At 72.6% G+C, this 11,884-nt stretch carries 7 protein-coding genes; 4 read left to right on the top strand and 3 right to left on the bottom strand.

Features of this window, described 5'->3' with window-relative positions; genetic code table 11:
- The first annotated feature begins 5 nt into the window (after positions 1-5).
- From ABL310_RS14520 to ABL310_RS14510, 3 genes are read left to right on the top strand one after another with little or no spacing between them, the layout of a single operon-like run.
- Positions 6-551: a TRAP transporter small permease gene (locus tag ABL310_RS14520; protein ID WP_349367727.1), complete on the top strand. Its 546-nt coding sequence runs from the start codon at positions 6-8 to the stop codon at positions 549-551.
- Positions 552-564: 13 nt separating this feature from the next.
- Positions 565-1,872 (top strand): TRAP transporter large permease subunit, encoded by a 1,308-nt coding sequence (locus ABL310_RS14515; protein WP_349367726.1) that lies wholly within the window; start codon positions 565-567, stop codon positions 1,870-1,872.
- A 10-nt stretch (positions 1,873-1,882) separates the two neighbouring features.
- Positions 1,883-5,698 carry a hydantoinase B/oxoprolinase family protein gene (locus ABL310_RS14510; RefSeq protein ID WP_349367725.1) on the top strand — a complete coding sequence of 1,272 codons (3,816 nt, stop codon included), beginning with the start codon at positions 1,883-1,885 and terminating at the stop codon, positions 5,696-5,698.
- A gap of 347 nt (positions 5,699-6,045) precedes the next feature.
- On the opposite strand, the gene ABL310_RS14505 is transcribed toward ABL310_RS14510, so the two are convergent.
- Positions 6,046-7,770 carry a hydantoinase B/oxoprolinase family protein gene (locus ABL310_RS14505; RefSeq protein ID WP_349367724.1) on the bottom strand — a complete coding sequence of 575 codons (1,725 nt, stop codon included), beginning with the start codon at positions 7,768-7,770 and terminating at the stop codon, positions 6,046-6,048.
- Positions 7,767-9,863 (bottom strand): hydantoinase/oxoprolinase family protein, encoded by a 2,097-nt coding sequence (locus ABL310_RS14500; RefSeq protein ID WP_349367723.1) that lies wholly within the window; start codon positions 9,861-9,863, stop codon positions 7,767-7,769. The genes ABL310_RS14505 and ABL310_RS14500 overlap by 4 nt, the downstream gene beginning before the upstream one ends.
- A 196-nt stretch (positions 9,864-10,059) precedes the next feature.
- Here ABL310_RS14500 and ABL310_RS14495 point away from each other — a divergent pair, with 196 nt between their 5' ends.
- On the top strand, positions 10,060-10,344 hold the full coding sequence (locus ABL310_RS14495) for a hypothetical protein (RefSeq protein ID WP_349367722.1): 285 nt from the start codon (positions 10,060-10,062) through the stop codon (positions 10,342-10,344).
- A gap of 3 nt (positions 10,345-10,347) precedes the next feature.
- Here the strand turns inward: ABL310_RS14495 and ABL310_RS14490 are convergent, their stop codons facing one another.
- On the bottom strand, positions 10,348-11,664 hold the full coding sequence (locus ABL310_RS14490) for a cyclopropane-fatty-acyl-phospholipid synthase family protein (protein WP_349367721.1): 1,317 nt from the start codon (positions 11,662-11,664) through the stop codon (positions 10,348-10,350).
- Positions 11,665-11,884 lie beyond the last annotated feature (220 nt).

Genomic DNA, 11,884 nt, shown 5'->3' with positions numbered 1-11,884 from the left:
CCCTGATGCGCATGCTCCGCCGGGCGCTCGATCTCGCCTACAAGGCCTGCGGCGTCCTCGCGGCGATCGCGCTCGCGATGATCGCCGTCCTGATGCTGGCCCAGATCGTCGGGCGCTTCTTCGACGTGCTCGTGCCCGGCGTGAACGAGGCCTCGGCCTTCCTGCTCGCGGCGACGAGCTTCCTCGCGCTCGCCTATTCCTTTCGCGCCGGGACGCATATCCGCGTCTCCCTGTTCCTGCATTACCTCCCGGCCAAGGCGCGGCGCGTCGTCGACCTGATCGGCGTCGCGCTGGGCGTCGCGCTGATGGGCTACTTCTCCTGGTACACGTGGCGGCTCGTGGCGGATTCGATGCGCTTCAACGAGGTCTCCGACGGGCTCCTCGCCATCCCGCTCGCGATCCCGCAGGGCGCGATGCTGCTCGGCCTCGTGATGCTGACGATCGCGCTCGTCGAGGAATTCTTCCACATCCTCGCGGGCGGGACGCCCTCCTTCGAGGAGAGCCGCGACGTGGTCGGCGCCGCCGACGAGCGCTTCGCGGACGAAGTGTAGGGGCGCCGCGCACATGGACCTCCTGATCCAGTCGATCGTCCTCGTCGGCGTCCTGTTCCTGCTGCTCGGCGGCGGCTTCTGGGTGGCCATGGCGCTCGCCGCCGTCGGCCTCGTCGCGCTCGAGATGTTCTCCAGCGCGCCGCCGGGGCTGATCATGTCGACCAGCGTCTGGGGCGCCACCGCGACCTGGACGCTCGCCTCGCTCCCGCTCTTCGTCTGGATGGGCGAGATCCTGTTCCGCACGAAGCTGTCGGAGGACATGTTCCGCGGGCTGGCGCCCTGGCTCGGGCGCCTGCCGGGGCGGCTCATCCACGTCAACATCCTCGGCTGCGCCGTCTTCGCGGCGGTGAGCGGCTCGTCCGCGGCCACCGCCATGACGGTCGGCAAGATGGCGATCCCCGAGCTGCTTCGACGGGGCTACGACGAGCGCTTCGTCATCGGCTCGCTCGCGGGCTCGGGCACGCTCGGCCTCCTGATCCCGCCCTCGATCATCCTCATCGTCTACGGCGTCTCGGCCGAGGTCTCGATCGTCCAGCTCTTCATCGCCGGCATCCTGCCCGGCGTGATGGTGGCCGGCCTGTTCATGACCTATGCCGGCATCTGGGCCCTGATGCGCCCGGGCAAGGTGCCCGCCAACGACTTCAAGCTCACCTTCTGGGAGAAGGTGAAGGCCTCGCGGCGGCTGATCCCGGTGCTCCTCCTCATCGGCTTCGTCATCGGCTCGATCTACCAGGGCTGGGCGACGGCGACCGAGGCCGCCGCCTTCGGCGTCTTCGGCTCGCTGGTGCTCTCCGCCGCGACCGGCTCGCTCACCTGGAAGAGCTTCTCCGAGAGCCTGATGGGGGCGACGCGCACCTCGTGCATGATCGTCTTCATCATCGCCGGCGCCGCCTTTCTCTCGGTGGCGATGGGCTATACCGGCATCCCGCGCACGCTGGCGCAGCTCATCCGCGACTTCGACCTCTCGCCCTACTGGCTCCTCGTCGCGCTCACCGTGCTCTTCGTCATCCTCGGCTGCTTCCTCGACGGGATCTCGGTCGTGGTGCTGACCACGGCCGTGATCCTGCCGATGGTCGAGGCCGCCGGCATCGACCTGCTCTGGTTCGGCATCTACGTCGTGCTCGTCGTCGAGATGAGCCAGATCACGCCGCCGGTGGGCTTCAACCTGTTCGTGCTGCAGGGGCTGACCGGGCGCGACATCCTCTACGTCGCCCGCGCGGCCCTGCCGTTCTTCCTCCTGATGGTGGTCGCGGTGGGGCTGCTGATGGCCTTCCCCGAGATCGCCACCTGGCTGCCGGCCCAGGCCACCGCCCGGCCGTGAGGAGAAAACGTTGAGCGAGCTGCGCGCGCCCTGGCGAATCGGCGTCGACGTCGGCGGCACCTTCACGGATCTCGCGCTGATCGACGCCGCCGGGCGATCCCTCGTCCTCAAGGTGCCCTCGGTGCCGGCGGACCCGGCGCAGGGCGTCCTCGACGCGGTGGAGAAGGCGGCGGCCGGGCTCGGGATCGGCGTGGAGGCGCTCCTCGCCGGCTGCCGGCTCTTCGTCCACGGCTCGACGGTGGCGACGAACACCGTGCTCGAGGGCAAGGGCGCCAGGGTCGGCCTCCTGGTCACCCACGGCTTCCGCGACAGTCTCGAGATCCGCCGCGGCCTGCGGAAGAACCCCTGGGACCACCGCACGCCCTTCTCGCCCGTGATGGTCCCGCGCTATCTCCGCCGGCCCGTGCGCGGGCGCCTCGACCCGGACGGCCGCGAGATCGCGCCCCTCGACGAAGGCGACGTGCGCGCCGCCTGCGCGCTCTTCCGCGAGGAGGGCGTCGAGGCGGTGGCGATCAGCCTGTTCAACGCCTATGCCGACGGGCGGCACGAGCGGGAGGCGGCGGCGATCGTGCGTGCCGAATGGGGCGGCGACTGGGTGTCGCTCTCCTCCGAGGTCGCGCCGACGATCGGCGAATACGCCCGCACCTCGACCACCGTCACCAATGCCGCCGTCGCGCCCCGTGTCGTCACGTATCTGCGCGGCCTCGCGGCGGCCTTGCGCGCGCGCGGCCTGCCGGGCGCGCTGCTGGTGAGCCAGAGCAACGGCGGGGTCGTCTCGGTGGACCAGGTCGCGGCGCGGCCGGTGAACCTCGTCCTCTCCGGCCCGGCGGCGGGCGTCGGGGCGCTCGGGCTCGCGGCGCAGGCGCTCGGCGACGCCGACCTGATCTCGATGGAGATCGGCGGCACCTCCTGCGACGTGGCGCTGATGAACGCGGGCCGGGTCGCGACCAGCGACGACCTCGACATCGCCGGCTATCGCCTCTCCGTCCCCTCGGTCGAGATCCACACGGTCGGCGCCGGCGGGGGCACGATCGCGGGCGTCGACGCCGCCGGCATGCTCTACGCCGGCCCGAAGGGCGCCGGCGCGCGGCCGGGACCTGCCTGCTACGGCTTCGGGGGCGAGGAGCCCACCGTCACCGACGCACAGCTCGTGCTCGGGCGTCTCGCGCCGGGCGCCTATGCCGGTGGCTCCGTGACCCTCGATGCCGAGCGCGCCCGCGAGGCGATCCGCACGCGCCTCGCCGCGCCGCTCGGGCTCTCGGTGGAGGAGGCGGCGGCGGGCGTGATCCGCCTCGTCGAGCAGCACCTGCTCCACGCCGTCGAGCGCATCTCGGTCCAGCGCGGCTTCGACCCGCGGCGCTTCACCCTCGTTCCCGCCGGCGGCGCGGGGCCGCTGCACGGGCCGAGCGTCGCCGCGCGGCTCGGCGCACGGCGCGTCTACGTGCCGCGCGAGGCGGGGGCCTTCTGCGCGCTCGGGCTGCTTCAGTCCGACGTGCGGCAGGATTTCACCCAGGTCTTCATGCGCCCCCTCGCCGAGGACGCGATGCGCGACGCGCAGGCGGGCTTCGCCGCGCTGGAGGCCCGCGCCCGGGAGGCGCTCGCCGCGGAGGGCTTCTCGGGCGACGGCGTCGCGCTCACCCGGGCCCTCGACCTGCGCTACGCCGGTCAGCAATGGGACGTGCGGGTCGACCTGCCGGACGGCGCGGGCCTGGACGAGGCGGCCATCCGCGGCCTGTTCGAGGCGGAATACGATCGCCAGTTCGGCCACGTCCAGCCGGGCGGCGCGATCCGGATCACGGCGCTCCGCGTGGCCGGCTTCGGGCTGATCGAGGCCGCGGCCCCCGCCGCCGCGGCGCGAGGGGAGGGGACGCCGCAGCCCGTCGGAACGCGCCCGGTCTGGTTCGAGGAGGGCTGGCGCGAGGCGGCGGTCTACGACGGCGCGGCGCTCGCGCCGGGGCACGCCATCGAGGGCCCCGTCATCGTCGCCGAGGGCACGATGACCGCCATCGCCCGGCCGGGCGACGTGCTGGAGGTCGATGCCGCCGGGAATCTCGTGATCACCCTCGCAGAGGCTGCCGCGGCCCCGACGGGGGAGGGCGCCGGCATCGACCCGGTCACCCTCGCGCTGGTGCAGAACCGGCTCGACCACGTCGCCCAGCAGATGGGCCGGGTCATGGTGCGCACGGCGAGGAGCCCCATCTTCTCGCAGGCCCACGACTTCTCCTGCTTCCTCGCCGGCGCCGACGGCGCGGTGGTGAGCCAGGCCGACGGCATCCCGATCCATACCGGCGGCGGCGGCTTCGCCACCCGCGCCATCCTCGCGGCCCGCGGGAAGGCGATCGCCGAGGGCGACGTCTACCTCCTGAACGACCCCTACGCCGCCGGCGGCAACCATCTGCCCGATTGGGTGATCGCCCGCCCGGTCTTCGCCGGGGGGCGGCTCCTCGCCTTCGCCTGCAACCGCGCGCACCAATCCGACATCGGCGGCGGCGCGGCGGGCACCTACAATCCACAAGCGACCGAGATCTTCCACGAGGGCCTGCGGCTCCCGGTGATGACGCTCGTCGAGCGGGGCCGCGTGCGCGAGGACCTCTGGGCGCTCTTGAAGCTCAACTGCCGCACGCCGGACCTCCTCGACGGCGACCTGCGCGCCATGCTGGGCTCGACGCGCATCGGCGCCGAGCGCATCGCGGCTTTGGCCGCGGAGCTCGACCCCGAGCGCGCCCGCGCCGCCTTCGCCGGCATCCTCGACCATGCCGCGGCGCGCTTCCGGGCCGCGATCGCGAGCCTGCCGGACGGCGTCTATCGTGCCGAGGACCGCTCGGACACAGCCTGCTTCGGCGAGGCCGACATCCGTACGCGGGTGACGCTGACCGTCTCCGGCGAGACGATGACGGTCGACTTCACCGGCACCGACCCGCAGATCGCCGGCTTCAAGAACTCCTCGCTGGCGAACACGCATTCGGCCGTCTACACGGCGCTCTATTCCTTCTTTGAGGCGGATCTGCCCCGCAACGAAGGCTCGTTCCGCTCGGTGCGGATCGTTGCGCCGGAGGGCACGCACGTGAACGCGCGGGCGCCCGCGCCGATGACGATGTGCACGGTCTTCCCGGCGCACGACATCATCCACGCGGTGTGGAAGGCGCTCGCCCAGGCCGACCCCTCCCGCGCCTGCGCCGGCTGGGCGCGCAACGTCTTCGGCGTGACCTCGGGCACGGCGGAGGGGGCGCGCGAGCCCTTCGTGATGTACCACAACAACCTCGCCGCGGGCGGCGGCGCGATCCCCGGCCGCGACGGGTTCGAGCAGATCGGGCATCTGTGCACGCTGGGCGGCCTCTCGATCCCCGATCTCGAGGTGTACGAGCGGATTTACCCGGTGCGCTTCCTGCGCCAGGAATTCCGCTGCGATTCCGGCGGCGCCGGCGCCTTCCGCGGCGGGACGGGGGTGGACTACGCCGTCGAGGTCCGGGTGCCGGCGCGCTACTCGTTCCGCGGCGAGGGCCTGCGCACGCCCTCCGGCTACGGCGTCGACGGCGGCGGATATGGTACGGCGGGTACGATGACGCTCTTTCCCGCCGACGGCGCAGCGCCCATCGCCGCGCCGCAATACGGCCTGATGGACCTTCCCGCGCTCCGCTACGAGGCCTCCTCCCCCGGCGGCGGCGGCCTCGGCGACCCGCGAACCCGCGACCCGGCGCGGGTGCTGCGCGACGTGCGCGACGGCAAGGTGAGCCGCGAGGCAGCGCGGCAGGTGTATGCGGTGGCGCTGACGCCCGACGGCACGGGCGTGGACACGGCGGCGACGCGGGCTCTGCGCGGGGGGTAATGCAGCGTCGCTCGAGGAATGGGGCTCCTCTGCAACGTCCAGCCCTGCATCGCTTCGGCTACGCCGAACGCGTCGCTTCGCTCCGCGCCCCATCCGTCTCGCCGCTGCGCGGCGATCCACCTTCCCCTACAGGGAAGGACGAGCGCCGCGACGGCCGTTCGACCTTTCGAGCAGCGTCTCGCTCTGGAGCCGGCCACGGTCCTCCTTCCCTGTAGGGGAAGGTGTCTCGGCGAAGCCGAGACGGATGGGGCGCGCCGGAGGCGCGTTCGGCGCAGCCGAAACGGTGCGAAACTGGACGGTGCAGGACGGCCCTCTTCCGCTGGGCGGAGCACGCCTGTCGGCAAGCCTCATCCGCCCCGCCGCCGCGCCCGCTCCGCCGCGCTCGCGTCCTCGTCCACCCGCCCGGTCGCGTCCGCCACCACGCCGTAGTCCCGCAGCGCGCCGTCCACGGAGACGATCCCGTTCCTCACGTCCCACGCCACCTCGGCGAGAGGCCGCTCCAGCGGGTCGCCGACGCCGCCGCCGCCGGGCATCTCCAGGATCAGCCGGTCGCCGGCGGGGACGGTCTGGCGGCCTTTCGGGCGCAGCTCCAGACCCTCCGAGGTGCGCACGCGCCCGAGCCCGCCCGGGCCGCCGCCCTGGCGCCCGCGCGCCGGGTGCTTGCAGCGGTCGAACATGGCGGAGACCGCGAAGGGCGCGCCCTCCAGATGCTCGATCTCCATCACCTGGCCCGTCCCGCCGCGATACCGTCCCGCGCCGCCCGAATCCGTGCGGTATTCCTTGCGCCAAACGACGAGCGGCGCGATCGTCTCGTTGATCTCGACCGGGGTGTTGCGCACGCCCGACGGGAAGGCGGTGGCGGAGAGGCCGTCCTTGGCCGCGCGCGCGCCGGTGCCGCCGGTGTGGAAGATGTTCATGGCGAAGGGCCGCGCGTCCCCGTAATCGGCGTCGACGACGCCGTGCCCGCCGAGCAGCATCGGGTTCCACAGGCTCGACGTCCCCTCCGCCGGGACGCCGCCCGCCATCGCCTGCTCGAGGCAGCCGAGCACGACGTCGGGCAGCATCTGCCCGATCACATGGCGCGCGGCGACCGCGCAGGGGTGGGGCGCGTTGAGGATCGAGCCCTTCGGCGCGGTGACGCGCACGGGCGCGAGCGAGCCGGCATTGTTCGGCACCTGCCCGCCGATCACGCAGCGCACGCCGAAGGAGGCGTAGGCGTCGGTATAGGTCTCCGGCACGTTGATGCCGTGGATCGAGACGGGGGACGTGCCGGCGAAATCGACGTCGACGCCGCTCTGCGAGATCGTCAGCGCGCAGACGAGGTCGATCTCCTTCTCGTATCCGTCGATGCGCATGGCGTTGCGATAGGTGCCGAACGGCAGCTTGCGGATCTCCGCCAGCATCGCCTCGCGGGACCGGCTCACCACGTGCTCGGCGATGGCGTCGAGGGAGGCGAGGTCGAACTCGCGCATCATGGCGACGAGCCGGCGCGCGCCGGTCTCGTTGCAGGCGGCGAGCGAATAGAGATCGCCCTCCACCTGCACCGGCTCGCGGACGTTGGCGCGCACGATGGCGAGGAGCGACTGGTTCATCGTCCCGCGCTCGGCGAGCGGCATGATCGGCAGGTAGATCCCCTCCTCGTAGACCTGCCGCCCGTCCGGCCCGAAGCCGATCCCGCCGACGTCGACGACGTGGCTCGTCGAGGCGAACAGCGCCACCGGCTCGCCGTCGAGGAAGGTCGGCGTGACGACGGTGAAGTCGTGCAGGTGGCCGGTGCCGAGCCAGGGGTCGTTCGTCACGAAGACGTCGCCCTCGCGCATCGCCTCGAGCGGATAGCGCTCGAGGAAGAAGCCGACCGAGGCCGCCATGGCGTTGACGTGGCCGGGCGTGCCGGTCACCGCCTGGGCCAGCATGCGGCCCTTCGCGTCGAAGACGCCGGCCGACAGGTCGCCCGCCTCGCGCACGGAGGTGGAGAAGGCGGTGCGGATCAGCGTCTGGGCCTGCTCCTCGACGATGGCGAGGAGGCGGTTCCACATGATCTGCGAACGGATCTGCTCGAGCGCGGCGCTCATGCGAAGCTCCCCTTGCGGGTCAGGACGATGTGGCCGGCGGCGCTCACCGTCGCGTCGAAGGCGGGGGAGACGACGGTCGTCGTCTGCGCCTCGGCGATCAGCGCCGGGCCGGGGACGCGCATGCCGGGCGCCAGCGCCGCGCGGTCGTGGAGCGCCGCCTCGATGGCGCGGCCGAGGCCGGGATCGAAGACCGCGCGCCGGCCGATCGGCTCGGGCGCCGCGGCGGCGGCGGGCGGCGCTCCGGCGGGGGAGGGCGGCGCCTGCGCCGTCTCGACGGTCAGCGTCCAGGACAGGATCTCGACGTCGAGATTGGGGATCGTGCGCCCGTAGAGCGCGACGTAGGCCGCCTCGAAGGCGGCGTGCAGCGTCGCGCGGTCCTCGGGCGTCAGCGCCCGCACGGGGAGCGCCACGCTGATCTCGTGGCCCTGGCCGGCATAGCGCATGAAGGCCTGGCGGGTCTCGACGAGCGCGGCCTCCGGCGCGCCGCGGCGCACGACCTCGGCGGCCTCCGCCTGCATGCCCGAGACGATCTCGTCGGCGAGGCCCGCGTCGAAGGCGGAGAGCCGCATGAAGCGCGAGCGCACCACCTCGTAGGCGATGGGCGCCTGCAGGAAGCCGATGGCCGAGCCCACGCCCGCGCCGGTGGGCACCACCACGGCCTCGCAGCCGAGCTTCTCGGCGAGGCGCGCGGCGTGGAGCGGCGCCGCGCCGCCGAAGGCGATCATCGTGCGCCGGGCGACGTCCTTGCCCCATTCGATGGCGTGCACGCGCGCGGCGTTGGCCATGTTCTCGTCGACGATCTCGCACACGCCGAAGGCCGCGAGCGCCGGCTCGAGCGCGAGCGGGCCGCCGACGTGATCCGCCAGCGCCCGCGCGGCCGCCTCCGCGTCGAGCGTCACCGCGCCGCCCGCGAAGCCCTCCGGGTCGATGCGGCCCATGGCGAGGTCGGCGTCGGTGACGGTCGGGCGCTCCCCGCCGCGGCCGTAGCAGGCGGGGCCCGGCTCCGAGCCGGCGCTCTCCGGCCCGACCGCGATGCGGTTCAGCGCGTCGACGGAGGCGATGGAGCCGCCGCCGGCGCCGATCTCCACCATCTCGATGACGGGGATGCGCACCGGCAGCCCGCTGCCACGCTTGAAGCGGTAGACGCGGTCGACCTCGAAGGTGCGGCTCTTCAGCGGCGCCCCGTCGTCCACGAGGCAGATCTTGGCGGTGGTCCCCCCCATGTCGAAGGAGAGCACCTCGGGCAGGCCCATCTCCGCCGCGAGCCGGCTCGCGAGGATCGCGCCGCCGGCCGGCCCGCTCTCGACGAGGCGGATCGGAAAGCGCGCGGCCGTGTCGAGCGTGGTGAGCCCGCCGCCGGAAGTCATCAGGAAGAAGGGGCAGTCGAAGCCCTGCGCGGCGAGCTCGGCCTCGAGCCGGTGCAGGTAGCGCGCCATCAAGGGCTGGACGTAGGCGTTGGCGCAGGTGGTCGACTGGCGCTCGTACTCGCGGATCTCCGGGCAGACCGCGCTCGACAGGCTGATCGCGACGTCGGGCAGCGCCTCGGCGAGGATCTCGGCCACCCGCTCCTCGTGCGCCGGCGCCGCGTAGGCGTGGATGAGCCCGATGGCGATGCTCTCGACCCCCTCGGCCCGGAGCGTGGGGACGAGCGCGCGCACGCTGTCCTCGTGGAGCGGGACGAGCACGTCGCCCGCCGCCGTGACGCGCTCGCGGACCGGCAGGCGCAGATGTCGGGGCACGAGGGGCTTCGGGCGGTCGACGTTCACGTCGTACTGCTCGAAGCGGTTCTCGTAGGCCATCTCGACCGAGTCGCGGAACCCCTCGGTCACGACGAGCGCCGTCCGCGCGCCCTTGCGCTCGATCAGCGCGTTGGTGGCGAGCGTCGTGCCGTGGATCACGAGGCCGATATCCGCGGGCGCGAGCCCCGCCTCCTCGAGGACGCGACCGATGCCCGTCATCACGCCCTCTTCCGGCGCGCGCGGCGTGGTCAGCGCCTTCGTGGTGACGGTGCGTCCGGCGTGCTCCAGCGCCACGTCCGTGAAGGTGCCGCCGATATCGACCGCGAGCCGTGCGCCGGCGCCCCGACCTGCCATGTCCGTCCTCCGCGAGAGCCGCCGGTTCGGTGGCCGAGTGAGAGGCTAGCCGCGGCGCGTCGCGGGGGACAAGCGAGGCCGCGCGCATCCGGATCGGGGAAATCTGAAGGGGAGGGGCTGCTGTCGACGTCGCATTGCGCCGATCTTAACCCGAGCGCCCGCATGATGATGACGGAGATCCGCCCGGAGACCCGTGATGACGCTCGCCCTGATGTCCCTCGTCCCGCTCCTGAGCCTCGCCTTGATCGCCGGCGCGCTCGTCGCCCTGCGCGGCGCGACCGGCGCGGCCCGGGCGCTGCTGATCGCCGGCTTCGCCCTCTTCGTCGTCGCCTGGGCGCCGCTCCTCGTCGGCATGGCCCTCGATCCCGACGGCTCCGTCATCGGCAACGCCCTCGGCCTCGGCCTGCTCGCCTGGGGCGGCAGCGCGTTGGCGCTCGCCGTTCTGCTGGCGGGGTTGGTGACGCGCTGGGCGCGGGGGTAGGCCTCAGGCGTACAAGTCTCCCCGCGTCAGCGGCACCTCCGCCGGCCCCCGTACGCGCTTTGAGGCGAGCGTCTGGTTCACGTAGGCGCCGCCGCGGGCGAAGGCCATGGAGCAGCCGGCCAGGTAGAGCGACCACATCCGTGTCTTTTCCGGGCCGACCAGCGCCTCCGCCTCGGCGCGGCGGGCCTCCAGCCGCTCCCACCAAGAGTACGTCGTCCGCCGGTAGTGCTCGCGCCAGCCCTCAACGTCGTGGACCTCGAAGCCGGCGCGCTCGAGGTTTGCGATCGACATGCCCAGATGATCGAGCTCGCCGCCGGGAAAGATGTAGCGCACCAGCGCACGGTATTCCGGCGTCATCCTCGCGAAGCGCTTTTCGCTCTTCTTCGCGCGCCGGGCTATGCAATGGTGCAGGTACAGCCCGCCCGGGCGCAGCAACCGGTTCATCGCGGCGAAATAAGCGGGGTGGTTGGAAATGCCGACATGCTCGAACATGCCGATGGAGGCGATCTTGTCGAACGGCCCCTCCATGTCGCGGTAGTCATTCAGGTGGAAGGTCGCACGATCCGCGAGTCCCTCCGCCTCGGCCCGCTCGCGGGCGAGGGCGAGCTGCTCCTCGGCCAGCGTCACGCCGTGAGCCTCCACGCCGTAATGGCGCGCGGCATGCCGCACCAGCGCGCCCCAGCCGCAGCCGATGTCGAGAAAGCGCTCGCCGGACTTCAGCCGCAGCTTGCGGCAGATCATGTCGAGCTTGTCGCGCTGCGCCCGATCGATGTCCGCGTGGTCCTCGACGAAGTAGCCGCACGTATAGACCATCGCCTCGTCGAGGAAGAGGCGATAGAAGTCGTTGGAGACGTCGTAGTGATACGCCACGTTGGCCTTGTTGGTGCGCGCCGTCCCGTCGCGGGCGAGCTCGTCGCCGCGCACCCGGTCGAGCACGCTCGGCGGGCCGCGGTCGACGAAGGCGAAGCGCCGCGCCACCGCGAGCGCCTTGCCGGCCGGGATCTCGCGCAGCATGCGCCCGATCTTGCCCTGCGGGCGCGCGGCGGCGAGGTCGAAGATCGTGCCGTTCTCGAGCGTGAGTCGCCCGTCGACGTGGAGCTTGACCAGCGTGTCGAGCCGTGGGCGGCGGATCAGGGCGGCGACGACGCCCTCGTCGGCCAGCGCGATCGCCATCGCGTCCCGCGGCCAGTCCGCCGGCACGCGCGAGCCGTCCCAGAGCCGGAAGCCCACCGCGAGGCCGAGCGCCCCGCGCGCCTCTTCGAGCAGGTCGGCGAGGGCGTCGCGGCGCTTGCGGGCGGGCTCGGCAGGAGGTGCGGTCATGCGGAGGTCCTTTCCCCGGCGGTCGCCGAGCGCTCACTCGGTGGGATGATGCTGTAGAGCATGCGTGCGCGCCGCGGAAGCGTTCACCCCGTCGAAAGCCGACGCGCCGCGCCTGCGTCTTGCGCTGGCGACGGCTGCTCGCTACCTTTCGGAGCGAGCGATGTCGATGAAGAAAAACGCACAGGCTTCAGGGTAATCAGTCATGACAACGTAAGTCGTG

It is taken from the genome of Salinarimonas sp. (assembly GCF_040111675.1).
Taxonomy (GTDB): domain Bacteria; phylum Pseudomonadota; class Alphaproteobacteria; order Rhizobiales; family Beijerinckiaceae; genus Salinarimonas.
This window is presented reverse-complemented; position numbering and strand designations above follow the sequence as displayed.

Bases quoted from the DNA above. Each gene is read 5' to 3' on its own strand.
- ABL310_RS14495 (WP_349367722.1), top strand. From the start codon at position 10,060: ATGACGCTCGCCCTGATGTCCCTCGTCCCGCTCCTGAGCCTCGCCTTG.
- ABL310_RS14515 (WP_349367726.1), top strand. From the start codon at position 565: ATGGACCTCCTGATCCAGTCGATCGTCCTCGTCGGCGTCCTGTTCCTG.
- ABL310_RS14490 (WP_349367721.1), bottom strand. From the start codon at position 11,664: ATGACCGCACCTCCTGCCGAGCCCGCCCGCAAGCGCCGCGACGCCCTC.
- ABL310_RS14505 (WP_349367724.1), bottom strand. From the start codon at position 7,770: ATGAGCGCCGCGCTCGAGCAGATCCGTTCGCAGATCATGTGGAACCGC.
- ABL310_RS14500 (WP_349367723.1), bottom strand. From the start codon at position 9,863: ATGGCAGGTCGGGGCGCCGGCGCACGGCTCGCGGTCGATATCGGCGGC.
- ABL310_RS14520 (WP_349367727.1), top strand. From the start codon at position 6: ATGCGCATGCTCCGCCGGGCGCTCGATCTCGCCTACAAGGCCTGCGGC.